At 64.4% G+C, this 26,324-nt stretch carries 24 protein-coding genes and 1 pseudogene; 15 read left to right on the plus strand and 10 right to left on the minus strand.

Annotated features, from left to right (window positions below):
• The first annotated feature begins 222 nt into the window (after nucleotides 1–222).
• Nucleotides 223–2,382: a WD40 repeat domain-containing protein gene (locus MOV74_RS08140; protein WP_246919896.1), complete on the plus strand. Its 2,160-nt coding sequence runs from the start codon at nucleotides 223–225 to the stop codon at nucleotides 2,380–2,382.
• A gap of 27 nt (nucleotides 2,383–2,409) precedes the next feature.
• Here MOV74_RS08140 and MOV74_RS08145 read toward each other — a convergent pair whose 3' ends face one another.
• Nucleotides 2,410–3,291: a CoA ester lyase gene (locus MOV74_RS08145; RefSeq protein WP_246919897.1), complete on the minus strand. Its 882-nt coding sequence runs from the start codon at nucleotides 3,289–3,291 to the stop codon at nucleotides 2,410–2,412.
• 111 nt (nucleotides 3,292–3,402) lie between these two features.
• On the opposite strand from MOV74_RS08145, the gene MOV74_RS08150 reads away from it, so the two are divergent.
• Nucleotides 3,403–4,041, plus strand: coding sequence for a carbonic anhydrase (locus MOV74_RS08150; RefSeq protein ID WP_246919898.1), 639 nt, complete (start codon nucleotides 3,403–3,405; stop codon nucleotides 4,039–4,041).
• 67 nt (nucleotides 4,042–4,108) lie between these two features.
• On the opposite strand, the gene MOV74_RS08155 is transcribed toward MOV74_RS08150, so the two are convergent.
• Entirely contained in the window at nucleotides 4,109–5,143 is a 1,035-nt protein-coding gene (locus MOV74_RS08155; protein ID WP_246919899.1) for an aspartate-semialdehyde dehydrogenase, read from the minus strand.
• Between the two features lie 116 nt (nucleotides 5,144–5,259).
• Here MOV74_RS08155 and MOV74_RS08160 point away from each other — a divergent pair, with 116 nt between their 5' ends.
• Complete coding sequence (locus tag MOV74_RS08160) at nucleotides 5,260–6,048, plus strand: hypothetical protein (RefSeq protein WP_246919900.1); 789 nt, start codon at nucleotides 5,260–5,262, stop codon at nucleotides 6,046–6,048.
• Nucleotides 6,049–6,204: 156 nt separating this feature from the next.
• Nucleotides 6,205–6,594: a hypothetical protein gene (locus MOV74_RS08165; protein WP_246919902.1), complete on the plus strand. Its 390-nt coding sequence runs from the start codon at nucleotides 6,205–6,207 to the stop codon at nucleotides 6,592–6,594.
• Between the two features lie 271 nt (nucleotides 6,595–6,865).
• Here MOV74_RS08165 and leuB read toward each other — a convergent pair whose 3' ends face one another.
• Nucleotides 6,866–7,978, minus strand: coding sequence for a 3-isopropylmalate dehydrogenase (gene leuB / locus MOV74_RS08170; protein ID WP_246919903.1), 1,113 nt, complete (start codon nucleotides 7,976–7,978; stop codon nucleotides 6,866–6,868).
• Nucleotides 7,979–8,236: 258 nt separating this feature from the next.
• Between leuB and MOV74_RS08175 the strand changes: the two genes are divergently transcribed.
• Nucleotides 8,237–9,439, plus strand: a complete 1,203-nt coding sequence (locus tag MOV74_RS08175; RefSeq protein ID WP_246919906.1) for a YbfB/YjiJ family MFS transporter — start codon at nucleotides 8,237–8,239, stop codon at nucleotides 9,437–9,439.
• Between the two features lie 39 nt (nucleotides 9,440–9,478).
• Here the strand turns inward: MOV74_RS08175 and MOV74_RS08180 are convergent, their stop codons facing one another.
• The 5 genes from MOV74_RS08180 to MOV74_RS08200 form a co-directional block, all read right to left on the minus strand.
• Entirely contained in the window at nucleotides 9,479–9,847 is a 369-nt protein-coding gene (locus MOV74_RS08180) for a hypothetical protein (RefSeq protein ID WP_246919908.1), read from the minus strand.
• 138 nt (nucleotides 9,848–9,985) lie between these two features.
• The gene (locus MOV74_RS08185) at nucleotides 9,986–10,768 is read right to left on the minus strand and encodes a molybdopterin-binding protein (RefSeq protein ID WP_246919909.1); all 783 of its coding nucleotides are present in this window, start codon (nucleotides 10,766–10,768) and stop codon (nucleotides 9,986–9,988) included.
• Nucleotides 10,769–10,778: 10 nt separating this feature from the next.
• The gene (locus MOV74_RS08190) at nucleotides 10,779–11,408 is read right to left on the minus strand and encodes a cytochrome b/b6 domain-containing protein (RefSeq protein ID WP_246919910.1); all 630 of its coding nucleotides are present in this window, start codon (nucleotides 11,406–11,408) and stop codon (nucleotides 10,779–10,781) included.
• 180 nt (nucleotides 11,409–11,588) lie between these two features.
• The gene (locus MOV74_RS08195) at nucleotides 11,589–12,143 is read right to left on the minus strand and encodes a fasciclin domain-containing protein (RefSeq protein ID WP_246919911.1); all 555 of its coding nucleotides are present in this window, start codon (nucleotides 12,141–12,143) and stop codon (nucleotides 11,589–11,591) included.
• Nucleotides 12,144–12,479: 336 nt separating this feature from the next.
• Nucleotides 12,480–13,241 carry an SDR family oxidoreductase gene (locus MOV74_RS08200; RefSeq protein WP_246919912.1) on the minus strand — a complete coding sequence of 254 codons (762 nt, stop codon included), beginning with the start codon at nucleotides 13,239–13,241 and terminating at the stop codon, nucleotides 12,480–12,482.
• Between the two features lie 115 nt (nucleotides 13,242–13,356).
• On the opposite strand from MOV74_RS08200, the gene MOV74_RS08205 reads away from it, so the two are divergent.
• Complete coding sequence (locus MOV74_RS08205) at nucleotides 13,357–14,886, plus strand: malonyl-CoA synthase (protein WP_246919913.1); 1,530 nt, start codon at nucleotides 13,357–13,359, stop codon at nucleotides 14,884–14,886.
• Nucleotides 14,887–15,004: 118 nt separating this feature from the next.
• On the opposite strand, the gene MOV74_RS08210 is transcribed toward MOV74_RS08205, so the two are convergent.
• The gene (locus MOV74_RS08210; RefSeq protein WP_246919914.1) at nucleotides 15,005–15,865 is read right to left on the minus strand and encodes a sulfite exporter TauE/SafE family protein; all 861 of its coding nucleotides are present in this window, start codon (nucleotides 15,863–15,865) and stop codon (nucleotides 15,005–15,007) included.
• 500 nt (nucleotides 15,866–16,365) lie between these two features.
• Here MOV74_RS08210 and sdhC point away from each other — a divergent pair, with 500 nt between their 5' ends.
• The 9 genes from sdhC (at nucleotide 16,366) to MOV74_RS08255 (ending at nucleotide 25,906) form a co-directional block, all read left to right on the plus strand.
• Nucleotides 16,366–16,764, plus strand: coding sequence for a succinate dehydrogenase, cytochrome b556 subunit (sdhC, locus tag MOV74_RS08215; protein ID WP_246919915.1), 399 nt, complete (start codon nucleotides 16,366–16,368; stop codon nucleotides 16,762–16,764).
• A complete protein-coding gene (sdhD, locus tag MOV74_RS08220) occupies nucleotides 16,761–17,165 on the plus strand; it encodes a succinate dehydrogenase, hydrophobic membrane anchor protein (protein WP_246919916.1) in 405 nt (134 codons plus the stop codon). The genes sdhC and sdhD overlap by 4 nt, the downstream gene beginning before the upstream one ends.
• Nucleotides 17,166–17,168: 3 nt before the next feature.
• The gene (gene sdhA, locus MOV74_RS08225) at nucleotides 17,169–19,004 is read left to right on the plus strand and encodes a succinate dehydrogenase flavoprotein subunit (RefSeq protein ID WP_246919917.1); all 1,836 of its coding nucleotides are present in this window, start codon (nucleotides 17,169–17,171) and stop codon (nucleotides 19,002–19,004) included.
• 129 nt (nucleotides 19,005–19,133) lie between these two features.
• Nucleotides 19,134–19,916, plus strand: coding sequence for a succinate dehydrogenase iron-sulfur subunit (locus tag MOV74_RS08230; RefSeq protein ID WP_246919920.1), 783 nt, complete (start codon nucleotides 19,134–19,136; stop codon nucleotides 19,914–19,916).
• A gap of 186 nt (nucleotides 19,917–20,102) precedes the next feature.
• Entirely contained in the window at nucleotides 20,103–22,256 is a 2,154-nt protein-coding gene (locus tag MOV74_RS08235; protein ID WP_246919922.1) for a hybrid sensor histidine kinase/response regulator, read from the plus strand.
• A gap of 53 nt (nucleotides 22,257–22,309) precedes the next feature.
• Nucleotides 22,310–24,265, plus strand: coding sequence for an ABC transporter ATP-binding protein/permease (locus MOV74_RS08240; protein ID WP_246919924.1), 1,956 nt, complete (start codon nucleotides 22,310–22,312; stop codon nucleotides 24,263–24,265).
• A 79-nt stretch (nucleotides 24,266–24,344) separates the two neighbouring features.
• The gene (locus tag MOV74_RS08245) at nucleotides 24,345–25,169 is read left to right on the plus strand and encodes an FkbM family methyltransferase (RefSeq protein WP_246919925.1); all 825 of its coding nucleotides are present in this window, start codon (nucleotides 24,345–24,347) and stop codon (nucleotides 25,167–25,169) included.
• A 25-nt stretch (nucleotides 25,170–25,194) separates the two neighbouring features.
• Nucleotides 25,195–25,581 (plus strand): VOC family protein, encoded by a 387-nt coding sequence (locus tag MOV74_RS08250; protein ID WP_246919926.1) that lies wholly within the window; start codon nucleotides 25,195–25,197, stop codon nucleotides 25,579–25,581.
• Between the two features lie 82 nt (nucleotides 25,582–25,663).
• Nucleotides 25,664–25,906, plus strand: a complete 243-nt coding sequence (locus tag MOV74_RS08255; protein ID WP_246919927.1) for a hypothetical protein — start codon at nucleotides 25,664–25,666, stop codon at nucleotides 25,904–25,906.
• A 140-nt stretch (nucleotides 25,907–26,046) separates the two neighbouring features.
• On the opposite strand, the pseudogene MOV74_RS08260 reads toward MOV74_RS08255, so the two are convergent.
• Nucleotides 26,047–26,324, minus strand: a pseudogene (locus MOV74_RS08260) (hypothetical protein); the annotation flags it as partial.

The following is a 26,324-nucleotide window of genomic DNA, read 5'->3' on the forward strand; positions in this document are numbered from 1 at the left end:
AAGGGCGCGCCGGACCCGACCGAGCTGCAGCGCGCCTATGTCCATGCCAGCCGCCTGTTCGAGACCGGCGAGATCGAGAAGGAACGCGCCGCCATCGCGCGCACGCGGCGTTTCCAGCGACGAAGCGCCTGGGCGCTCGCCGGCATCGCACTGCTCGTCGTCACCGGCGCGGGCTACGTCCTGTGGCAGCAGCGCGAGACGGATCGTCGCGAGACATTGGTAATGACGAGCGCGGCAGATCGCGCCATTGCCGAGAAAAGGTACGACACGGCCATGCGGATCGCCGTGGAGGGCCTGCCACCACCGGGACGTTCACCGGTGGCCCTGGGCTGGTCGACCCGCGAGGTCGGGGGCCTCGAGGCGAAGCTCGCCGGCGCGGCACAGCTCAGCAGACTGCAACGTGTGCTGTCAGGACACACGGATGCAGTCAACAGCGTTGCCATCAGTGCCGACGGCACGCGCATTGTCAGCGGCTCGTCGGATCGAACGGCTCGGGTGTGGGACGCGCGAAGCGGCGAGCTGTTGCACGCACTCAAGCATGAAGGTGGGGTCGGTCGCGTCGCATTCAGCCCCGACGGCAGGCGCGTCCTCACGACATCATCGAGTGCCACTATTGGCGTTGTGCGTTCCTGGGATGCCGTCAGCGGCGCGCCATTGGGCGAGATCAAGATTGCCACCAACGTCAACCACATCACGCGCCCGCTCGCCGGCGTGGCGTTTGGTGCCGACGGGACACGGGTCCTGGTCGTAAAGGGATTCGGACAAGCTCAGATGTGGGACCTCGCCAGCGGCAAGGTCGTCGGAGAGTTCAAGGGTAAAGCTCGCTACGTCGTGAATGCGGCGATCAGCAGCGACGGCACGCGCGCCATCATCACTGGAATGGAAACAGCCCAGATCTGGGACACCGACAACGGCACGTTGCTGCGCGAGCTGACCGGCCACAAGGACTACATTCGTGCCGTTGCATTCAGTCCGGACGGAACGCAAGTCGCCACCGGCGCGGGCGATCGGGTCGCGCGAGTGTGGGAGACAGCCACCGGCAAGCTCGTCGGAGAATTCCCGCGCCATGATGCCGAGGTCGAGGCTGTTGCGTTCAGCGCGGACGGGTCAACCCTCGTCACGGCGTCAGCGGACAAGACTGTACGATTGTGGGATATTGCCAGCGGCGAGTCGCTGCGCGAGCTCAGGGGACATGCCGATGACGTCACGAGCGTCGCATTCGGCAGCGACGGTCGCATCGTCAGCGGGTCGCTCGACCGCACACTGCGCATATGGGATGTGTCGGAGGGATCGCGGCCGCTCCATCATGACGGCCCTGTCATGGCTGCCGCCTTCGACTCGACCGGCTCGCGCGTGATCACGGCATCGGCCGACAAGACTGCCCGCATCTGGGACGTCGCCAGTGGGACGATGATCCGTGAGCTGCCCCACAACAGCCAGGTCGACCAAGCAACCTTCAGTCCCGACGATACGCTCATCCTGACGCTGTCCGAGAATATGGTCCGCATCTGGGATGCCGCGACAGGTGAGCCTCGAGGCGAACTGCGCAACGACAGCGGCATCTTTGGTGCGAGGTTCTTGGCCGATGGCACCAACACGCATGTCGTCCTCATCTTCAGCAAGCACGCGGCGATCTGGGACGCACGCAGCGGCACGCTGGTGCGTGAGCTGAAGAATAACGATGGCAGCTATGGCTCTCCCGCCGTCAGCGCCGATGGTCGGCGCATCGCCGATCGAACCAAAGACCACGCCCGCGTCTGGGACACCGCGACCGGAGCGCTGGTGCGAGACATCACAAGCCCTGGCGGCACGTCGGTGTGGAGCACGGCGTTGAGTCCGGACGGCAAACGCCTCGTCACCGCCGAGTCCAGTGGCCTTGCCCGGGTATGGAACGTTGAAACCGGCGAGATGCTGCACGAGCTCAACGGCCACACCGCCTTGGTTTCGAGCGCCGCGTTCAGCCCGGACGGATTGCGCATCGTCACGGCCTCGAATGACCACACCGCGCAGATCTGGGATGCCGGAAGCGGCCAAACTCTTCGTGGGATCGACGGACATGGTCGTGGCCTGAACACGGCCGTCTTTAGTCCCGACGGCAAGCGCGTGCTCACTGCATCCTCGGACGGGACTGCCCGCCTGTGGGACGTGAGCCTCGGGACCACGCTGCGCGGCGATGCCCTTGTCGGCACCGTCTGCGCGCAAAAGCTCATCGGCGCGCAGAGCTTCACAGCTCACGATGCAATAGACCCGATCCTCGTCGGCCTCGCCGGCGTGAACCCCTGCCGCAGGCATGGACCCCTTTCATCGGAGTACTGGACCGATCTCGGCCATGCCGCCGCCGAACGGTTCAAGAAACTGATCGGGCTCAATTCGCGGAGCTGAAGCGGACCAGCGAGCGCTTGATGAACTTCAGCCCTTGCCCATCGCCGCGATCGCGTCCGCGATTGCGATCGTGCGCCGCGCCATGTCGGCGTGCAGGCGCTCGACCATCGCACCGTCGAGACGGATCGCGCCGCGCGAGGCGTTTTCCGGCAGTTCGAACGCCGCGATGATTTTTCGCGCACGCGCGATGTCTTCTTCGGGCGGCGTGAAGATCGCGTTGCAGGCCTCGATCTGCGAGGGATGGATCAGCGTCTTGCCGTCGAAGCCGAGGTCGCGGCCCTGCGCGCATTCGGTGGCAAAGCCATCGGAATTGGCGATGTCGCTGTAGGGGCCATCGAGAATTTCGAGGCCATGGGCGCGCGTCGCCAGAATGCAATGGGTGATCATCGGGATCATCGCGGCGCGGCCCGGCAGCATCTTGATGCGCGTCTCGCGCGAGATGTCGTTCGGGCCGAACACGAAACCGGAGAGGCGCGTCGTGGGATCGCGCCCGGCGGCCGCCAGCTCTTCGGCATGGAGCACGGCGCGCGCGGTTTCGATCATGGCCCAGACCTTCACGGTCGGCGCCGCGCCAAGCTCGGCGAGGCGACGGCCGATGGCGTCGAGATCTTCGATGCTTGAAACTTTTGGAACCAGGATGCCGTCCGGTGAGGCCTTGGCGGCCATCGCGACGTCATCGGCCCACCACGGCGTGTCGAGGCCGTTGGTCCGGATCAAAATCTCGCGCCTGCCAAAACCCTTGGCAGCGATCGCAGCGGCGATGCCATCGCGCGCGACCGCCTTGGCGTCGGGGGCGACGGAATCCTCGAGATCGAGGATCAAGCCGTCGGCGGCAAGATTGCGCGCCTTTTCCAGCGCGCGGGGATTGGAGCCGGGCATGAACAGATGGCTGCGGCGCGGGCGGGTCATGCAAGCGTTCCTTCCGGTTTCCCTAGGCGGTTCTTGACCGGAGGCGATAGCACCTGGCCTGCCTATTCGAAAGGCTTGTTCGCCCCGACGGTATATGTTTAGGCATAGGCCATGATCGTATTCCCAGAGCATTTGCTGGAAGGCTACAGGGCCTTCGCCACCCAGCGGCTGCCGACCGAGCAGAACCGCTACCGCGAACTCTCGGTGAAGGGGCAGTCGCCCCCGGTGATGGTGATCGGTTGCTGCGACAGCCGCGTCTCACCCGAAGTGATTTTCGACGTCGGTCCGGGCGAGTTGTTCGTGGTCCGCAACATCGCCAATCTGGTGCCGACCTATCAGCCCGACGAGAACGCACATGGCGTCTCGGCCGCGCTCGAATATGCCGTGACGGTGTTGAAGGTGAAGCACATCGTGGTCCTCGGCCACGCGCAATGCGGCGGCATCCGCGCCTTCGTCGACAAGATCGAGCCGCTCACGCCCGGCGACTTCATCGGCAAATGGATGCAGATGTTCATCAAGCCGGGCGAAGTGGTCGAGCAGCGCGACCACGAAACGATGGCGCAGTTCGTCGAGCGCATCGAGAAGGCCGCCGTGTTCCGCAGCCTCGAAAACCTGATGACCTTCCCGTTCGTGCGCAAGGCCGTGGAGAGCGGCCAGATGCAGACCCACGGCGCCTATTTCGGCGTCGCGGAGGGATCGCTGTTCGTGCTCGACAAGGTTGCGAAGGAATTCAGGAACGCGCGCGAATAGCGAATAGCGAATGGCGAGTAGCGAATGGAATCCCCATTCGCCATTCGCTACTCCCTATTCGCCTGTCTTACGCCGCCTGCTTCTTCGCGCTGATCAGCTTGCGGTTGATCAGCACTTCCGCGATCTGGATCGCGTTGAGCGCAGCGCCCTTGCGCAGGTTGTCGGACACGCACCACAGCACGAGGCCATTCTCCACCGTCGCGTCCTCGCGGATGCGGCTGATGTAGGTCGCGTCCTCGCCGGCGGCTTCATACGGCGTGGCGTAGCCGCCGGGCTCCTGCTTGTCGATGACGAGGCAGCCGGGCGCCTTGCGCAGGATGTCGCGGGCTTCGTCCGCGCTGATCGGATTCTCGAACTCGATGTTGACGGCTTCGGAGTGACCGACGAAGACGGGCACGCGCACGCAGGTGGCGGAGAGCTTGATCTTGGGATCAAGGATCTTCTTGGTCTCCGCCATCATCTTCCACTCTTCCTTGGTGTAGCCGTCCTCCATGAAGACGTCGATGTGGGGGATGACGTTGAAGGCGATGCGCTTCGGGAATTTTTTGTTGACCAGCTCCTGGTTGGTGTAGACGGCCTTGGTCTGCGAGAACAGCTCGTCCATGCCGTCCTTGCCGGCGCCCGAGACCGATTGATAGGTCGAGACCACGACGCGCTTGATGATCGCCTTGTCGTGCAGCGGCTTGAGCGCGACCACGAGCTGCGCGGTCGAGCAGTTCGGGTTGGCGATGATGTTCTTCTTCTTGAAGCCTTCGGTCGCAGCTGCGTTCACTTCCGGCACGATCAGCGGCACGTCCGGGTCCATGCGCCAGGCCGAGGAATTGTCGATCACGACCGCGCCGGCGGCGCCGATCTTCGGCGACCATTCCTTCGACACCTCGCCGCCCGCCGACATCAGGCAGATGTCGATGTCGGAGAAGTCGTAATGCTCGAGCGCCTTGCACTTCAGGGTACGGTCGCCATAGGAGACCTCGACGCCGACGCTGCGGCGTGACGCCAGGGCCACGACCTCGTCCGCCGGGAATTTGCGCTCATCCAGAATGTTGAGCATTTCCCGTCCGACATTGCCGGTCGCGCCGACGACTGCGACTTTGTAACCCATCGTTCACTCTCCGATGAAAAAGCCCGTTCCCGAAGCTGACGCTTAAACAGGAAGAGCAGCGCTTCTATGCGAGAACCGGCCTCAAGACAACGTTGGACCATGCCTTAGGGACGTGGATGCAGTCGCCTGAGGCCAGCACGGCCGTTAGCCCCACCCAGATCCATCTGGCGCTTGCAGCCTTCGCCGACGAGGTCGTCGGCACGCTGGCGCGCCTGTTCGCTTATGTGGGGGCGCTCGCCCTGCTTTGCATCCTCGGCCTTGCCGCGCTCGGCCAGCTGCCTGATCTCCGCGACGATGAGCCGACGCCGCGACCGGGCTGGAGTGTGGCCGACCGCTCACGTCCGGCCTTCGCCCTCAGCAGGCTCGATTCATCAGAAAAAACAGCCTCTTACACTATCTTCAGGCATCCCGAAGGCGGCCGCAGGGACGTCATGCGCTGGACCGGCGACGCCGACCAGGTGCTGGCCGAGCTCGATATTTACCGGGAAGGCGGCGAATTCGACGTCACACGTCCGGCAACCGCGGACCTCGCCGCCCAGATGGGCCTGAGCGCGGCCAGCGCGCTCGAGCAAGCCGGGCTGATCGGGACCAAATTCGGCCCCGTCGCCCTGTTCCGGCCGGTCGCCGCAGCGGAGGGAGCACGGGTATGCCTCGGCTACCTCAAGCGCAGCGAGGAGCCCGCGCTGCAAATCTCCGGCTTCTCCTGCCAGGGCGACACCCTGCCCGCCCAGCGCGCGGCCATCGCCTGTACGCTCAACCGGTTGACGCTGCTGACCTCCGGCAACGAGCCGAAGCTGGCGGACCTGTTCGCCCATGCCGAGCTGAAGCGCCGTGCTTGCGACCTCGCGGGCTCACCGGACTGGCTGCTGGGCGTCGCGAACGCTCAATTGCGCGGGGCGCTGTAGGCCGCATCAGGCTCAAGTGGCTGGTATTGATGCAACTTTTGCCGGCGCGCACGATTATTCCGAGCTGGTGTGACCCAATAGACCTAGTTGCGCTCACCCCGGCCGGGCTAGTATGGGATGAAATCGACTGGCGGTGCGCCGCTTGAAGGGGACGTGATGAGCTCGAAATTCTCTGCCAAATTGGCGACCTTGTTTGCAGCGGGCGCCGTGATTGCCATGTCCTCTGTCATCGGTTTGGCGACGCCGGCCTCGGCCGACAACAAGACCAAGCGCTATGACGAGCGCGGCCGGCACTATTACGGTCCCAGCGGTCCCAACTCCGTGTACCAGCAGGGCCGCACCCGCATCTATGTCAGCAAGCGCTCCTGGCTCGACGGCGGCACCGAGGTCAATCCGGGCGACCGCAAGTTCTCTGATTACGCTTTCCCGCCGGCCGTAGGCTACCCGTCCTTCGCCCGCGAGAATCTCAACCGCCCGATCGACCGCCAGCCGCTCTCGCCGCCGCAGGATGTCGGCGGCTATCCGCAGAATTTCCCGCTGTACTGAGCAGCTCAGTAGCGAATCAAAATGGCCGGGCTCACGCCCGGCCTTTCTCGTTTCGGGAGGTGCTGTAGGGTGGGCACAGCGAAGCGTGCCCACCCATTTTTTGCGACTGAGAGAGATCGTGGGCACGGCGCAAGAGCGCCTTTGCCCACCCTTGTATTAGGGCGATCGATTATATTGAGCCGTTCCGTGAGGAATGAATGGCCCAGCCCGGGTGGCCGCCCGAGCTGGGTCGCCGTTCGATCGGATCGGAGCCCACTGAGCGGTGCAAGCCTTACGCGTGCAGCTTCTGCAATTCCTTCAGGATCGCCTCGCCCATCTGCGTGGTCGAGACGGCGGTAGTGCCCTCAGACTTGATGTCGGCGGTGCGCAGGCCGCTGGCGAGCACAGCGGCGATCGCGGCGTCGACCTTGTCGGCCAGAGCGCCCATGTCGAAGGAATAACGCAGCGCCATGCCGAAGGACGAGATCATCGCGATGGGATTGGCGAGGCCTTGGCCTGCGATATCAGGCGCCGACCCGTGCACGGGCTCATACAGCGCCTTGCGCTTCTTGCTCTTGACGTCGACCTCGCCGAGCGAGGCCGACGGCAGCATGCCGAGCGATCCCGTCAGCATCGCCGCGATGTCGGACAGCATGTCGCCGAACAGATTGTCGGTGACGATGACGTCGAACTGCTTCGGCCATTTCACCAGCATCATGCCGCCGGAATCGGCAAGCTGATGTTCGAGCGTGACATCGGGATATTCGCGCTTGTGGACCTGAGTCATGACCTCGTTCCAGAGCACGCCCGACTTCATGACGTTGCGCTTCTCCATCGACGTCACCTTGTTCTTGCGCTTCCTGGCAAGCTCGAAGGCGACGCGGCCGATGCGCTCGATCTCATAGGTGTCGTAGACCTGGGTATCGACGGCACGCTTCTGGCCGTTGCCGAGATCGGTGATGGTCTTGGGCTCGCCGAAATAGACGCCGCCGGTGAGCTCGCGCACGATCATGATGTCGAGGCCCTCGACCGCCTCGCGCTTCAGGCTCGAGGCCTCGGCCAGCGCCGGGTAGCACACCGCGGGACGCAGGTTCGCGAACAAGGCGAGATCCTTGCGCAGGCGCAGCAGGCCGGCTTCCGGGCGCACCTCGTAAGGAACGGCATCCCACTTCGGGCCGCCGACCGCGCCGAAGATGATGGCGTCGGCGGCCAGCGCCTTGGCCATGTCGCCCTCGGAGATCGACACCTTGTGCGCGTCATAGGCGGAGCCGCCGACGAGGCCGCTATCCGTCTCGAACTTGGCGATCCCGGCCGAATTGAGCCAGTCGATCAGCCGCTTCACCTCGCCCATCACCTCCGGGCCGATACCGTCGCCGGGAAGCAGCAGCAGTTTGTGGGTCGCCATGGTCGGATCCTTCTTGTCTACCCTCGTCATTCCGGGGCGCGAGCAAAGCGAGCGAGCCCGGAATCCATAACCACCATCGGGAGTATGGATTCTCAGATGCGCAATTGCGCATCATAGTTCGCGCCAGGAGCGCGCCCCGGAATGACAGGTCGGCCGGAGTGCTAGAGCGGCGTTGCGCGCTTGGCAAGACACCATTGCCGCCGCGCGGCTGTGCAAGGCGAGCGGGTCCTGCCACAGTGCAGGCTGCCGGAGTATCCCTTGCACGCCCCTGATCGCCCCCCGCCCGACGCACATCCTGCGCGGCTGATCCTGACCCTGTCGCTGGCGGCGACGGTGGGGCTGGGAATCGGCCGCTTTGCTTATGCGCTGGTGCTGCCGGACATGCGGGAGGATCTCGGCTGGTCCTACTCGGCCGCGGGTTTCATGAACACTATCAACGCCGTCGGCTATCTGGTGGGCGCGCTTGTGGCATCCCGCCTGATCCAGCGCGTCGGCTGGGCGGCGGCAATCCGCTTGGGAACTTTGGCCTGCGTCGCCGCACTCGCCACCTGCGCGCTGACGGGGAATTTCGTTGCGCTGAGCCTGGCACGCCTGGTCCTGGGTCTCGGCGCCGCAGCCGGCTTCGTCGCCGGCGGCGCGCTGGCTGCGACCATCGCCCAGTCACGCCCCGAGCGGGCCAATTTCCTGCTGAGCCTGTTCTATGCCGGGCCCGGCATCGGCATTCTGTCTTCGGGGCTGATCGCCCCGTTCACGCTGCAATATTTCGGGCCGGGCTCGTGGTGGATCGTGTGGTGGGCGCTGACGCTGCTGTCGGTCGCGATGACGATCCCGCTGTTCCTGATCCGCATCGAGAGCAGCGTCCGCTTCTCCGAAGGTAGCCACGTCGCGTTCGCGATTGCCCCCGTGCTGATCTATCTCGCCGGCTACTTCCTGTTTGGCGCCGGCTACATCGCCTACATGACCTTCATGATCGCCTATGTGCGCGACGGTGGCGGCGGGGCCGCGGCGCAGGCGGCGTTCTGGAGCCTGATCGGGCTCAGCGCTTTCGTCACGCCCTGGGCCTGGCGCGGCGTGCTGGCGCTCGATCGCGGCGGGCTTGCCACGGCCATCATTCTCGGCACCAACGCGCTGGGCGCGGCCCTGCCGATGTTAGGACATTCGCCGGCCTTGCTCGCGATCTCCGCGGTGGTGTTCGGCGTCGCCTTCTTCGCCGTGGTCGGCTCGACCACCGCCTTCGTCCGCTTCAACTACCCGCCGGAGGTGTGGCCGACCGCAATCGCGGCGATGACGATCTCGTTCGGCGTCGGCCAGACGCTCGGCCCGATCGTGGTCGGCGCGATCACGGACGCGCTGGGGAGCCTGAGTTACGCACTCAATGTGTCGGCGGCGCTGCTGGCGCTGGGAGCGGTTGCGGCGCTGTGCCAGCGGAAGGTGGGGCCAGCCAAATCGACGGTGTCGTAGAGTGGGTAAAGGCGAGCAGCGCCGTGCCCAACACAGCGACTACCGCGGATACATGACGAGAACCGACCATATCGCCAGCTGAACGAAGAATCCCAGCGAGAACAAGCCGAGGAAGCCGGCCAACATCCATAGTCCGGCCACACGCCTCGTTCGCCACAGATAGTAAGGCAGATACGGCAGCCAGAACACCCCGAGGAGAAATCCGTAGTCGAACGGCCGCTCGACTTGTGGGTGATCTCGCTGGTCAATCACGATCCACATGATGAGCAAAAACGCCAACAGGGTGTCTGCAAAAGCATCGGTTACGGGCCTTGCGTATATGCCGCGCCAAAAGAAAAGGCCGTCGACCAGCGCAGACATCGCCGCAACGCAAATCAGCGACGCTGCCAGCCATTTCTTGATGTTCATTCTGGTCGCTGGATTCAAGCTCATGCAGTCCACAAAATAGGACCGCTGCAGCGATCATGTCCAGCGTCGCGCCCACCATGGTCACGGATACAATGTTGGTGGGCACGCTTGCGCTTTGCCCACCCTACGGCAGCGCGCCTAGCTCCCGCTAAACGAATTATAGCCCTGGTCTTCCCAATAGCCGCCCTTGTAGTCGTTGGTGACTTCCATCGAGAGTACGTATTTCGGGTTCTTGAAACCGAGTTTCGTGGGCACGCGGATTTTCATTGGGAAACCGTAGGCGCGCGGCAAAATCTCGTTCGCATATTTGAACGTCATCTGCGTCTGCGGATGCAGCGCGCTGCGCATGTCCAAAGGCGAGTTATAGCCATCCTTGTCGGCGCACTGGAACCAGACATATTTCGCGCGCGTGTCGGCGCCGATCAGTTTTAGGAAATCGCGCAAGGGCGCGCCGGTCCAGCTGCCGATCGCGCTCCAGCCTTCGACGCAGATATGGCGGGTCACCTGCGTGACCTGCGGCAACTTGTAGAGCTCGTCCAGCGTCCATGACTTTTTGTTGTCGACGAGACCGCGCACCTCGAGCTTCCAGTCGGCACCGTTCACATCGGGCGCGTCGTCGAGATCGTAATAGGCGTTGAACGGGAACGGTTTTGTGATCGCGCTTTCGGGAAAGGTCGGCGCCAGCGCGTCGGGATTGAAGATGAAGGCCTGCACCGCGTCGTTGAATTTCGACACCTGCTTCAGCATCTCCTCGGCGGATGAGCTGTCGATGACGTCGCAGCCGGTCAGCAGCGTCAGGGCGCCGAGACTGGCGCCACCAGCGATGAAGCGGCGGCGGGTGACGTCAGGCATCGTCTTGATGGAGTCCTTGATCAGGAGCCGCTTGTCGACGCCGGGGATCAGGAATGAACGCTTCGCCATGTTGTCCTCCTCAGCGACCGATGATCATGGCGCGCAGGCTCTTCGGCACGAGCAGCGCGAGCAGGACGTGGATGACGAGGAATGCGCAGATCGCAGCCATGCAGAAGAAGTGGATGTAGCGCGCGGTCGGATAATCGCCGAACAGTGCGACAAGGTAATAGAGCTGCACCGGCTTCCACATGCCGAGCCCCGTGAGCACGATCAGCACGCCGACGACGATGATGCCGGCGTAGAGCAGGCGCTGCACGTAATTGTAAACGCTGAGATCGTCATGGCCGAGCTTGAAGGTCAAGGCAGCCCTGACGTCGTGGAGCACACCTGATGGCGTGATCGGGAGCAGCTTCTTGGCGAACCGGCCGGTGGCAAAGCCCGTGACGAGATAGGCGAGGCCGTTGATCATCAGCAGCCACATCGCCGCGAAATGCCAGAGCAGGCCGCCGCCGAGCCAACCACCCAGCGTATACTCGCGCGGAAAACTGAAGCCGAACAGCGGCGAGGCGTTGTAGATCTGCCAGCCCGACAGGATCATCAGGATCATGGCGAGGGCGTTGACCCAGTGCATGACCCGGACCCAGGCTGGCTGGATCACTTTGGCCGGATTGGCCCTGACCTGCTCGTCGGTGACTGTGAGGCTCGCCATGATGGTTCCGTCCTGGGGATCGTGTGTCAGGATTATACGCCGGGCCGTCCGTCTTCGTTACGCCATGCTCGCCATCGAATCGATGCCGTCAGGCTAATGTGGTCACAATAAAGCGAGCCGGGCACCCCCGGCTCGCCGTCTCGAAGCATCCTGTCGGGGATGAAACAGGATCGCGCGGTGTTACGACGCCGGCATCAGCACGGTGTCGACCACATGGATGACGCCGTTCGACTGGTTGACGTTGGAGATCGTCACCATCGAGGTGCCGCCCTTGGCATCGACGATCCAGGTCTTGCCGTCCATCTTCTTGACCGTCAGTTCCTCGCCTTCGGCGGTCTTCAGCTTCTTGCCCTCGGTGAGGTCGGAGGCCTCGAGCTTGCCGGGCACGACATGGTAGGTGAGGATCTTGGTCAGCGTGGCCTTGTTCTCGGGCTTGACCAGATTGTCGACGGTGCCGGCCGGCAGCTTGCCGAAGGCGGCGTTGGTCGGCGCGAACACCGTGAACGGGCCCTTGCTTTCGAGCGTCGGAACCAGGCCCGCCGCCTTGACCGCTGCGACCAGCGTGGTGTGGTCCTTCGAGTTGACCGCGTTCTGGACGATGTTCTTGGACGGGAACATCGCGGCGCCGCCGACCATGACGGTCTTTTCCTCGGCGCGGACGGGCGCGACGACGGTCGCGGTGATGGCCAGGGCGCTGAAGGCGGCGGCGGCGAGATAGGCAATGCGCTTCGACATGGAAAGTCTCCCGATTGAATTGCTACCGGCGATGGCCGGTGTTGGGTTGGGGCAACAACGGCGGCTGCGACACTTGAGAGGTGATGCAGCAGTGCCGTCGTTGGACCGAATTACGGGAGGGTTCGCGATGCGGTTTCGGGGAAAAATTCTTTGTGATGCGTGAAACTATGGGAGGGGATGTTCGTGTGGTGGGCGAACGTGCACCAAGCAAACGATGCCGTAGGGTGGGCAAAGCGCAGCGTGCCCACCAAACGGAAATGCGGAGAGAGATGGTGGGCACGGCGCTTCGCGCCTTTGCCCACCCTACGGCAGTGAGCCCGTTGAGACAGTACCGTCTCAATCCCTGTTGTTCGGCGTCTGGATGAAACCACGATTGTGGGTCGGGCTGATCAGGACTTCGTTGATGCACACTCTGGCCGGCATGCTCGCGATGAACGCGATGGTGCGTCCCAAATCCTCGGATTGCAGCATCCTGGCCTGCTCGTCCTCGCTCGGCACCACCGGGCGCAGCTTCAGGATCGGCGTCGCCACCTCGCCCGGCATCAGGCAGCAGGCGCGCAGGCCGTTGACGCATTCGTCCATGTTGAAGGAATGGGTCAGCGCCAGCACCGCATGCTTGGTCGTGGTGTAGGCCGGGCCCGGCATCTTCGAGACGTGGCGCCCGGCCCAGGACGAAACGTTGATGATGGCGCCGTCCTGCTGCTTGCGCATTGTCGGCAGCACCGCGTGCATGCAGTAGAGCACGCCGTTGAGATTGACCTGGACCAGCCTGTCCCAGCCGTCCAGTTCCATATCCTTCCAGCTGCGCTTGGGGACATTGATGCCGGCATTGTTGACCAGGAGGTCGATGCGGCCGTGCTTTGCGACGATCTGATCGGCGGCCTTCTGGGCCGCACTGGCGTTGGAGACATCCAGGGCAATGGCCTCGGCCGCCCCGCCGGCCTTGGTGATCTTCGCAACCACGGTGTCCAGGGCGTCCTTCCGCCGGCCGGACACCACTACCGTCCAACCGTCGGCAGCTAACGCCTCGGCGCCGGCCTCCCCGATCCCGCTGCCACCACCCGTCACCCAGGCCACGCGTTTCCCGTTCTTGGTCATGCAAACTGTCTCCGTTGCTTCATCGGGGCGGTTTTTGCTAATCCAGCCCTCGGTTTTGACCGGCCTTGTCCAACAAGCCTTGTTGTACAAGTCCCTGCGGTCGAGGAAATCTTGCATGAACCCAGCTGCCAACGCCAACCTGTTTTCCCGCCTGTTCGACGGCCTGAACGATCCCAAGCGCCTCGCGATCGAGACGCATGACGGCGCCCATATCAGCTATGGCGATTTGATCGCGCGAGCGGGGCAAATGGCGAATGTGCTGGTCGCGCGCGGCGTGAAGCCGGGCGACCGGGTCGCGGTGCAGGTCGAAAAGTCCGTCGCCAACATCGTGCTGTATCTCGCCACGGTGCGGGCCGGCGCGGTCTATTTGCCGCTCAACACGGCCTACACGCTGAACGAGCTCGATTACTTCATCGGCGATGCCGAGCCGTCGCTCGTAGTCTGCGATCCCTCGAAGGCGGAAGGGCTCTCCCCGATCGCTGCCAAGGTGAATGCCAAGGTCGAGACGCTTGGGCCTGACGGCAAAGGCTCGCTGACGGACGCCGCCGACAAGGCGAGCAGCGAGTTCGCGACCGTGGCGCGGGCAAATGACGATCTCGCCGCGATCCTCTACACCTCGGGCACCACAGGCCGCTCCAAGGGCGCGATGCTCAGCCACGACAATCTCGCGTCGAACTCGCTCTCGCTGGTGGGCTATTGGCGGTTCACCGACAAGGACGTGCTGATCCACGCGCTGCCGATCTATCACACCCACGGCCTGTTCGTTGCGACCAACGTGACGTTGTTCGCGCGGGCGTCGATGATCTTCCTGCCGAAGCTCGATCCGGACCTGATCATCAAGCTGATGGCGCGCTCAACCGTGCTGATGGGCGTGCCGACATTCTACACGCGGCTTCTGCAAAATTCCGCGCTGTCGCACGACACCACAAAGCACATGCGGCTGTTCATCTCGGGCTCGGCACCACTGCTGGCTGAGACCCACCGCGAATGGTCGGCGCGCACCGGCCATGCCGTGCTCGAGCGCTATGGCATGACCGAAACCAACATGAACACGTCGAATCCTTACGACGGCGAGCGCGTGCCCGGCGCCGTCGGCTTTCCGCTGCCCGGCGTCTCAGTGCGCGTGACCGAGCCCGAGACCGGGAAAGAGCTGCCTCGCGAAGACATCGGGATGATCGAGGTGAAGGGCCCGAACGTCTTCAAGGGCTACTGGCGCATGCCGGAGAAGACCAAGGCTGAATTCCGCGACGACGGCTTCTTCATCACCGGCGATCTCGGCAAGATCGACGCCAAGGGCTACGTTCACATTCTCGGCCGCGGCAAGGATCTCGTCATCTCCGGTGGTTTCAACGTCTATCCGAAGGAGATCGAGAGCGAGATCGACGCCATGCCTGGCGTGATCGAATCCGCCGTGATCGGCGTGCCCCATGCCGATTTCGGCGAGGGCGTCACGGCCGTCCTGGTCTGCAACAAGGGCGCTGACGTCACCGAAGCCGCGGTGCTGAAGGCGCTCGACGGCCGGCTGGCAAAATTCAAGATGCCCAAGCGCGTCTTCGTCGTCGACGAGCTGCCGCGCAATACGATGGGCAAGGTGCAGAAGAACATTTTGCGGGATACGTACAAGGATATCTACGCGAAGAGGTGAGGGGCCCCGTTCTCTCGCCGTCATTGCGAGGAGCCCTTGCGACGAAGCAATCCAGAATCTTTCCGCGGAGGCAGCCTGGATTGCTTCGCTGCGCTCGCAATGACGGAGCTTGCGGCGACTACTGCCCGCCCACCAAACTCATCACGAACCTGCTGCCGACGATAAACAAATAGCACCCGAACGCGGTCTCCAGCGTCCGCTTCGACATCGCATGCGCGGCTTTCACACCGAGCGGCGCGGTGACGAGGCTCATCGGCATCGCCAGCACGGCGCCGATCAGCGAGACGTAGCCGAGTGCGAACGGGATTTGCAGCGCTGCGACCGCCGGATAGGTCGCCGCCGCCGGCCAGCCGGCATAGATGTAGCCGAGCGCGCCGGGGATCGAGATCAGCACCGCCAGCGCCGACGAGGTCGCGACCGCCTGGTGGATCGGACGGCCGTAGAAGGTCATCAAGAGATTGGAGAACAGGCCACCGCCGATGCCCATCAAGGTCGAGAGGATGCCGACGCAGAAGCCGTAGGCGCGCATCAACAATCCCTTCGGCATGTCACCTCCGAGCTTCCAGGTCTCGCGCGCGAAGATCAGCCGCGCCGCAGCGGCGTAGGCGACACAGACGAAGACGATCTTGAACAGCCGCTCCGGCGCGTAGCGTGCCACCACGCTGCCGGCGATGACGCCGAGGACGATCGGCAGCCACCAGAGGCGGAGGATCGCCATGTCCACCGCGCCACGCCGGTAGTGCGCCTGGAACGAGCGAAGCGAGGTCGGGATGATGATGGCAAGCGAGGTGCCGATGCAGAGCGGCATCCGCACCTCCAGGGGCACGCCAACGATGCGGAAACATTCGTAGAGCACGGGCACCAGAATCGCGCCGCCGCCGATGCCGAACACGCCGGCCAGAAATCCCGAAAGCGCGCCCGTTGCGATCAGCAACAGCGCGAGCTCGATGATCTCCTTGATTTCAAGACCTGCAATCACCCGGTCTGCCCCGCAACACCTCCGAAAGGTCGGATTCGGCTGCTGGTCCAGCTGTAGGAGATCTGACTTGGCGGGTCGACACGCCGCGTCGGCCGTCTTGGGTGGGATGCAGGCTGCGCATATCCGCCGTCGCACGGAAAATCAGTGCGCATGGCGGAATTGGCGATGGCATTGGAGTTGGCCCAGGTCGCTTCCGTCGTCATGAACCCGCTGGCTCGAACGACGTACCAGCCCGTTCGCTTAGAGGCGTTCCAATAGTAATTTCAATGTACCTCAGTGGCCCAAAAGAAATGAATTTTTGTTCAGTAGTTTCTTGGCGCACTCAGGCTCTGGTATACCAAGCCCCTGATTGGCCTTGTTTCATCAAGGCTCTAGAGCTGAACCGCTGTTCGATTTATGGCGAATTGGTGATTGCGCCGGCGAAATCGACTCCGTAAATAGAGCCGACCCTTCCGATCCCCGCGCGCCCCCTGCTGGGCCGCCATACAACATCAAAGCCCATGACCGCACGGATCGAACGACCGCTCTCCCCACACATGCAAGTGTACCGCTGGACGCTGACGATGGCCCTGTCCATTGTCCATCGCGCCACCGGCATTGCCCTCTATGTCGGAACCCTGCTGCTGGTCTGGTGGCTGGTTGCCGCGGCCTCCGGCCCGGCCGCCTATGCCCAGGTCCAGGCCTTCGCCGGCAGCATCATCGGCCGGCTGATCGTGTTCGGCTACACCTGGGCGCTGATGCACCATATGCTCAGTGGCATCCGGCATTTCATCTGGGATCTCGGCTACGGCTTCAAGGCCAATGAACGGGAAGCACTGACCTGGGGCGCACTGATCGGCGGCATCGCGTTGACGGTGCTGGTCTGGATCATCGCCTATGCGATCGGAGGCGGACGATGAGCGGGACCGATACGCCAAAGCGCAGCATGCGCACCCCGCTCGGCCGCGTCCGCAATCTCGGCGCCGCGCATTCCGGCACGTCCGATTTCTGGCGCCAGCGCATCACCGGCGTCGCCATGACGCTGCTGATGATCCCAGGGCTGGTGATCATCATGATGCTGCTCGGTCGCAACCAGGTCTACGCTGCGCAGACTCTGAGCTCCATTCCCGTCGCGGTGATCCTGCTCCTCTTCATCTTTGCCAGTGCCTTGCACATGAAGATCGGCATGCAGGTGGTGATCGAGGACTACGTCCATAACGAGAAGCTGAAGCTCACCGCGGTCATGCTCAACAACTTCTTCTCGATCGCCGTGGCGCTCGCCTCGATCTACGCGATCCTCAAACTTTCATCCGGAGTGTAACCCATGGCCAACGAGACGAATGGCAAGGGCAACGGCGCTCCCGCCACCAACGGCAAGGCCTACCCGATCGAAGACCACACCTATGACGTCGTCGTGGTCGGCGCCGGCGGCGCCGGCCTGCGCGCCGTGGTCGGCTGCGGCGAGGCGGGTCTTCGTACCGCCTGCATCACGAAAGTGTTTCCGACCCGCTCGCACACGGTCGCGGCGCAGGGCGGCATCTCCGCTTCGCTCGGCAACATGCACAAGGACGACTGGCGCTGGCACATGTACGACACCGTGAAGGGGTCGGACTGGCTGGGCGACCAGGACGCGATCGAATACATGGTGCGCAACGCGCCCGAGGCGGTCTACGAGCTCGAGCATTGGGGCGTGCCGTTCTCGCGCACCGAGGACGGCAAGATCTACCAGCGCCCGTTCGGCGGCATGACCATGGATTACGGCAAGGGCCAGGCGCAGCGCACCTGCGCCGCCGCCGACCGCACCGGTCACGCCATGCTGCACACGATGTACGGCCAGTCGCTGCGCCACGCGGCCGAGTTCTTCATCGAGTTCTTCGCCATCGACCTGATCATGGACGACCAGGGCACCTGCCGCGGCGTCATCGCGCTCAAGCTCGATGACGGCACGCTGCACCGCTTCCGTGCCCAGACCGTGATCCTGGCGACCGGCGGCTACGGCCGCGCCTATGCCTCCTGCACCTCGGCGCACACCTGCACCGGCGACGGCGGCGGCATGGTGCTGCGCGCCGGCCTGCCGATGCAGGACATGGAGTTCGTGCAGTTCCACCCGACCGGCATCTACGGCTCGGGCTGTCTCGTCACCGAAGGCGCGCGCGGCGAGGGCGGCTATCTCGTCAACTCCGAAGGTGAGCGCTTCATGGAGCGCTATGCGCCGTCGGCCAAGGACCTCGCCTCGCGCGACGTCGTCTCGCGCGCGATGACCATCGAGATCCGTGAAGGACGCGGCGTCGGCAAGAAGAAGGACCACATCTTCCTGCACCTCGACCATCTCGATCCCGCGGTGCTGGCCGAGCGGCTGCCCGGCATCTCCGAATCCGCAAAGATCTTCGCCAATGTGGACGTGACGCGCGAGCCGATCCCGATCGTGCCGACCGTGCACTACAACATGGGCGGCATCCCCACGAACTATCACGGCGAAGTCCTGACCAAGAAGGACGGCGACGACAACGCGATCATCCCCGGCCTGATGGCGATCGGCGAAGCCGCCTGCGTCTCCGTGCACGGCGCCAACCGCCTCGGCTCCAACTCGCTGATCGACCTCGTCGTGTTCGGCCGCGCCGCGGCGCTCCGCCTCGCCGAAAAGCTCACGCCGAACGCCAAGAAGCCCGAGCTGCCGGCGTACTCGTCCGAGCTCGCGCTCGGCCGCCTCGACCATTACCGCTACGCCTCCGGCGGCACGCCGACCGCGAAGCTGCGCGAAGGCATGCAGCACGTGATGCAGAACAATTGCGCGGTGTTCCGCACCGGCGAAATTCTGAGCGAAGGCCAGAACCTGATCGAGAAGGTCCACAGCGGCATCACCGACATCGCCGTGTCCGACCGCTCGCTGGTGTGGAACTCGGACCTCGTCGAGACGCTGGAATTCGACAATCTGATCTCGCAGGCGGTGGTGACGATGAACTCGGCCGCCAACCGCACCGAGAGCCGCGGCGCCCATGCGCGCGAGGACTTCTCCGAGCGCGACGACAAGAACTGGATGAAGCACACGCTGGCCTGGCTGGACGATGCCGGCAAGGTCAAGATCGAGTACCGTCCGGTTCACGACTACACCATGACCAACGACGTACAGTACATCCCGCCCAAGGCGCGCGTGTACTGATCGAATATTAGCCGTCATTCCGGGGCGATGCGCAGCATCGAACTGGGGTGCGCAAATTGCGCACCTGAGAATCTCGAGATTCCGGGTCTGGTCCTTCGGACCATCCCGGAATGACGAAAGGTTAGAGCAATGGTTGAATTCGCACTTCCGAAGAACTCCAAGATTTCCGGCGGCAAGACCTGGCCGAAGCCCGCGGGCGCGACCGAGGTTCGCGAGTTTCGCGTCTATCGCTGGAATCCGGACGACGGCAAGAATCCGAGCGTCGACACCTATTACGTCGACACCAATGATTGCGGTCCGATGGTGCTGGACGGCCTGATCTGGATCAAGAACCACATCGACCCCTCGCTGACCTTCCGCCGCTCCTGCCGCGAAGGCGTCTGCGGCTCCTGCGCCATGAACATCGACGGCCAGAACACGCTGGCCTGCACCCGCTCGATGCATGACGTCAAGGACGGCGCGGTGAAGATCAACCCGCTGCCGCACCAGCCGGTCGTGAAGGATCTCGTCCCCGACCTCACCAATTTCTACGCGCAGTATGCGTCGGTCGAGCCGTGGCTGAAGACGACCTCGCCGACGCCGCAGAAGGAATGGCGCCAGACCCACGAGGACCGCGAGAAGCTCGACGGCCTCTACGAGTGCATCCTGTGCGCCTGCTGCTCGACCTCCTGCCCGAGCTATTGGTGGAACAGCGACCGCTATCTCGGCCCCGCCGCCCTGCTCCAGGCCAACCGCTGGGTGTCCGATTCGCGGGATGAAGCGACCGGCGAGCGGCTCGACAATCTCGAGGACCCGTTCCGGCTCTACCGCTGCCACACCATCATGAACTGCGCCAAAGCCTGCCCGAAGGGACTGAACCCCGCGGAAGCCATCGCCGAGCTCAAGCTCAAGATGGTCGAACGGCAGATCTGAGACGAAGTCATGCTTTGCGTCCCGGCCAGACCGGCCGGGACATTCTGGGATCGGAGTCAATTCGAGGAGAATTTTCTCCGACCCGCCGTGCGGGCAAATTTTTAGATCGCAACCTTCGGTTCCAGCATAAGCTGCTTCCTTCCCCGCGCCAGATTCAGTTAAGCTCCCGTCAGGGACGGAGCGACTGTGCAGAGGGCGCAACGCAACTCGCTGAGATTGTTGCAGTGGATGATGGCGGCATCCCTGGCGCTGCCGATTGCTCTGTTCGCCATCGCCGCAACGATCTCCTACACATCGACCCGCGACATCGCCGACCGGGAGATCGAGCGCACGCTCGACGTCGTGCATGAGCACGCGCTGAAGGTGTTCGAGACCATCGATCGCAGCCTTGCCGAGCTCAACGAGGTGGTCCGCGGCCTACCCGACGACACCATCCGCGCCCGCGAGCCGGCGCTGCATCGCCGCCTGAAGCGGCTGACCGATTCGCTGCCACAACTCAAATCGGCCTGGATCTTCGACGCGGACGGAAAAGCGCTGGTCAACAGCCTCGCCTCGCCACCGCCGGAGTTGAGCTTTGCGGACCGCAATTACTTCTATGCCCATATCGACCAGAGCATCGGCACGTTCATCGGCACGGCCCTGACGCCCCGCCCGCCCTATCAGGGCGCGCGCTTCTTCGGGGTGAGCCGCCGCCGCGACTCCGACGACGGCAGCTTCATCGGGGTGATCCAGGCCTCGGTCCTCCCCGAATATTTCGACAGTTTCTATGCGCGCATCGGTTCCGATGCCGGCAGCTTCTTCGCGATGGGACGCACCGACGGCATGCTGCTTGCGCATTTCCCGCGGCTCGACCGCGACCTTCGGCTCGATCCGACCGGACCGGTCGGCCGCGAAATCGCGGCGCGCCCCGAGCACGGCCTCATCACCGTCGCCTGGCCGTCGGACGGGATCGAGCGGCGCATCGGCTACCGGCGCATCGCGGAATACCCGATCTATGTCAGCGCCGGGCTCGAAACCTCGGCGATCCGCGCGCGCTGGTTCGCCACCATCGGCCAGCATCTTGTGTTCGGCATTCCCGCCACCGCACTTCTGTTTCTGTTGCTGGCGCTGGCCTTGCGGCGCACCCAGCACCTTCAAGCCGAGGCCGCAAAGCGGCGTGAGGCCGAGGAGGCACTCAAGCACAGCCAGCGCCTGGAGGCGCTCGGGCAGCTCACCGGCGGGGTCGCGCATGATTTCAACAATTTGCTGACGGTGATCCGCGCCTCGGTCGACCTTTTGAACCGGCCGCAGCTGACGGAGGAGCGGCGCCAGCGCTACATCACCGCCATTGCAGACGCCGTGGCCCGCGCGGCCAAGCTGACCTCGCAGCTGCTCGCCTTTGCGCGGCGTCAGACCTTGAAGCCGGAGGTGTTCGACGTCGGCGAACGAATGCAGGCGCTGCACGACATGCTTGCGCCCCTGCTGGGGCCGGCCATCGAGATCGCCATGCGCCTGCCCGCGGAGCCCTGCCTCGTCCGTGCCGATGCCGGCCAGTTCGAGACGGCGCTGATCAACATGGCGACCAACGCGCGCGATGCCATGCAGGGCAAGGGCCGGATCACCTTCAAGGTCGAGGCCGCGACGACCGTTCCGGACACGCTGGCCGGCGCCCCGGACGGCCAGATCCCGGGACACCATGGCTTCATCAGCGTGACCGTCAGCGACACCGGCATCGGCATTCCCGCCGCCCGATTGGGGCGCATCTTCGAGCCGTTCTTCACCACCAAGCAGGTTGGCCACGGCACCGGCCTCGGCCTGTCCCAGGTGTTCGGCTTCGCCCGGCAATCCGGCGGCGAGGTGACGGTCACGAGCGAGGTCGGGCACGGCAGCACCTTCTCACTCTATCTGCCGCGGGTGCCGCCGGACCTGCTGCCGCAGCGGCAGGCGCCCAACACGGCGCCGGCGGTGGCCGGCAGCGGCATGTCGGTGCTGGTGGTCGAGGATAATATCGAGCTTGCCAATTTCGCCGCCGACGGTCTCACCGAGCTCGGCTACAGCATCACGCTGGTCGACAATGCCACCGACGCGCTCGCCGAGCTCGTCGTCGACGCCGATCGCTTCGACGTCGTGTTCTCGGACGTTGTCATGCCCGGGATGACCGGACTCGATCTGGCGCAGGCCATCCGCGACCGCGGCATCGACGCGCCGATCGTGCTGACCACCGGCTACAGCCAGGCGCTGTCACAAGACGGCGTGGCCGGCTTCGATCTCGTGCAAAAACCCTATTCGATCGAGGAATTGTCGCGCGTTCTGCATCGGGCGGCCCGGATCCGGCGCGTCCGGGACGGCGCCGCCGAGTGATTCGGCGCTCGGAACCGACGGGAACCGTTTGATTTCCTTTGCGTTGTCCGCGCATGCACAAGCGGGCCGCAAAGCGCGATCAGGGCAAGAAGCCGCCCATTGTCGAGATCAAAGGCGAGAACGGCGATGACGTGGCAGCACCGCCTCCGGAGCTGATCGAGCCCGATCCCGAGCTGTCACCCGAGGAGGCCGAGCAGGTCCGCAAGGATTACCTGCTGACACGCTTCTGGATCAGCGCGCGCGGCTTCTGGGGTCGCAAGGGCGACCGCCTCGCCTGGCCGCTCTCGATCGGCCTCGGCGTGCTGATCGTCCTGACCGTCGGCTTCCAATACGGCATCAATGTCTGGAATCGCGCGATCTTCGACGCCATCGAGAAGCGCGATGCGGCGAGCGTCTTTCATCTCACCGCGATGTTCTTCCCGCTCGCGATCGGCAGCATCGTGCTCGGTGTGGCGCAAGTGTTCGCGCGGATGGGCATTCAGCGGCGCTGGCGGGCCTGGCTGACGGCGAGCGTGCTGACGCGGTGGCTCGCCAACGGACGCTACTATCAGCTCAACCTCGTCGGCGGCGATCACCAGAATCCCGAATACCGCATCGCCGAGGATTTGCGCGTCGCGACCGACTCTCCTGTCGATTTCGTCGCCGGCGTGACGGCCGCGCTGCTGTCGGCTGCGACCTTCATCGTCGTGCTCTGGACCATCGGCGGCGCGCTCACCGTCACGCTCGGCGGCTCCAGCATCACCATTCCGGGCTTCCTCGTCATCGCGGCGATGCTCTATGCGGGAATCGCCTCCGGCTCCATCCTGGTGATCGGCCGGCGCTTCGTGCAGGTGTCCGAAGACAAGAACCAGGCCGAGGCCGATTTCCGCTACACGCTGACGCGCGTGCGCGAGAACGGCGAGAGCATCGCGCTGCTCGGCGGCGAGGAGGAAGAGCGCGGCGGCATCGACCGCAACTTCACCAGCGTGCTGCGGCAATGGGCGCGGCTCGCTGGCCAGCACATGCGCACCACGCTGGTATCGCAAGGGTCGAGCCTCGTTGCGCCCGTGGTCCCTCTCCTGCTCTGTGCGCCAAAATTCCTCGACGGCAGCATGACCCTCGGGCAGGTGATGCAGGCCGCCTCCGCCTTCACCATCGTGCAGAGCGCATTCGGCTGGCTGGTCGACAATTATCCGCGGCTCGCCGACTGGAACGCCTGCGCGCGCCGCATCGCCTCGCTGATGATGTCGCTCGATGGCCTCGAGCGCGCCGAGCAGGGCGACGGTCTCGGCCGCATCAAGCGCGGCGAGACCAGCAATGACGCCATGCTCGAGATGAAGGATCTTTCGGTCACGCTGGATGACGGCACCGCCGTGGTCGGCGAGACCGAAGTGGTGATCGAGCCTGGCGAGCGGCTCCTCGTCGCCGGCGAATCAGGCACCGGCAAGAGCACGCTGGTGCGCGCCATCGCTGGCCTGTGGCCGTGGGGCGGCGGCAGCGTAAATTTCCATCCCGACCGGCGGCTGTTCATGCTGCCGCAGCGGCCCTACGTGCCCTCAGGCTCGCTGCGCCGCGCCGTCGCCTATCCCGGCGCCGAAGAGGACTGGACCGTCGAAGAGATCGGCGAGGCCCTGCACAAGGTCGGCCTCGATCATCTCAAGGAGAAGATCGAGGAGGAAGCTCCCTGGGACCAGACCTTGTCCGGCGGCGAGAAGCAGCGCCTCGCCTTCGCGCGGCTCTTGCTGCACAACCCCGACATCGTCGTGCTGGACGAGGCGACCTCGGCGCTCGACGAGAAGAGCCAGGACAAGATGATGCAGATGGTCACCGACGAGCTGCCGAAGGCGACCATCGTCAGCGTCGCGCATCGTGCCGAGCTGGAAGCCTTTCACAGCCGCAAGATCGTGCTGGAGCGCCGCAAGGGCGGCGCCAAGCTCGTCAGCGACATCGAGCTGATCCCGCGCAAGGGCAAGCGCAGGCTGCTCGGGCGTTTCCTGCGGCAAAGGAAGGCGCCGAAGAAGGCAGCATGACATCGTAGCCCTCTCGTGAAGATTGGAGTCCCCGTCAAAACCGGCTATGCATGCGCCGCCCGTAACGAGGACCGCCTGCTTGACGACCGACAAGACCCCTTCGTCCGCGCCGTTCGGCGCGTTTGCGCCGAACACGGCGCAGGCCGCGATTATCAGCCTCACACAACAATCCGGGCTGAAGCGCGGCGCATTCCGTCCGTGGATGTCGCGGCTGGTGAACCTCGTGCGGAGCGGCCCGGTCGACGTGCGGTATCAGGGCGCCTCGTTCCGGCTCTATCACCAGGGCAGCGCGACCGAGCGCGGCGCGCTGTTCAATCCGGACTACAATCTCGACGAGCTCGATTTCCTGCGCCAGCACACGCCGGCAGGCGGCGTGTTCGTCGACGTCGGCGCCAATGTCGGCACCTTTGCGCTGGTGATGGCGCAGCAAGTGGGACTATCGGGCAAGGTGGTCGCGATCGAGCCGCATCCGATGACGTTCGGACGCCTCTCGTTCAACCACGCCGCGTCGCAGACAACGCAGGTGCGCCTGGTGCAGGCCGCGGCCGGCGACAGCGACGGCGAGCTGATGATCGAGAGCGGCGGCGGCAATCTCGGCGCCACCCACGTCGTCACCGGCACGGCGAGCGCCGAGGCCATCAAGGTGCCGTCGCTGCGGCTGACACGCATTCTCGACGAGGCCGGCGTCACCGGAATCGATTCGCTCAAGATCGACGTCGAGGGTTTCGAGGACCGCGTGCTGATCGGTTTTTTCCGCGATGCACCGCCATCGCTGTGGCCGCGCGCGGTGGTGATCGAGCACCTGTCACAAAGCGAATGGCAGCAGGATTGTATCGCTGACATGGTCGAACGCGGCTTTGCGATCGCGCGCAAGACGCGGAGCAATACGTTCCTGTCACGCTGACGAGAACGAACAATGGAGGCCAGCGATGATCGATCATTTTGGTTTTTCCGTCTCCGACTATGAGCGCGCCAAAGCGTTCTACGCCAAGGCGCTGGCGCCGCTCGGCTACGGCCTGATCATGGAAGTCACGGCGGAGCAGACCGGTCATGCAGCGGCGGCCGGGTTCGGCGCCGACGGCAAGCCGGATTTCTGGTTCGGCGGCGAAGGCGCGATGAACAAGCCGGTGCACATCGCGATCGCGGCCAAGGACCGCGCCACCGTCGATGCCTTCTACAAGGCCGCGATCGCGGCCGGCGGACGCGACAACGGTCCGCCCGGCATCCGGCCGCACTACCATCCGAACTACTACGGCGCCTTCGTGCTCGATCCCGACGGCCACAACATCGAGGCGGTCTGCCACACTCCGGAATAAGGCAGGCCCGGCGCGATGCGGTGCGGAACATCGGCGCGGCATCATCGTTGTTGTCCTCTGGACAACTATCCCGATGATGCCGATGCCGATCGAACCACCCGAGATTCCGCCGTCGACTCCCGGCACGCCAACGGAGCCTCCGCCCGGAATCCCGCCCGGTGGTCCGCAGCCTGAAATCACGCCCCCGGTGCGCGAGCCCGGCTCGCCACCACGGCCCGACGAATTGCCGGGCCGCATGCCTGAAGAGATTCCATCACGCGGGCCGAACGGACCGCTCACGCCCAATCCCGCGACGGACGCAAGTTCGCCGCGGGATCGCGCGTGAGCTACGCGATCGCATGTGTGGCGATTGCAACCCGCGTCTGAATGCGCAATGAACGTCACCATAGTGAGGTGATTTGCGTGCAGAAATAAATCGGGCCGCGACCGCTTCGCCCGCCACAATCCGGCCTAACGCGTAGCTGTTCATTCCAACACTTCGTCAAAGAACCTTCCGGGGAAGTTCACCACCATGACCAATCTTCGTTTCGTGCTGCTCGCGACGACGGCTCTGACTGCGATGCAATTCGCAAACTCCGCATCGCAGGCGCAAACTGCGCCGCCGCTCGTGGTCGCGCAGGCGCAGCCACAAGACGCCGGCCCTGACGGAAAACCGAAGCAGCCGCCGAAGCGAACCCGTGCACTCCCGCGCGCGACACCGAGCACCTCATGCACCGTCGCGTGATAATGCAGATAGTCGAACA

This window comes from Bradyrhizobium sp. SHOUNA76 (assembly GCF_023006445.1).
Taxonomy (GTDB): Bacteria; Pseudomonadota; Alphaproteobacteria; order Rhizobiales; family Xanthobacteraceae; genus Bradyrhizobium.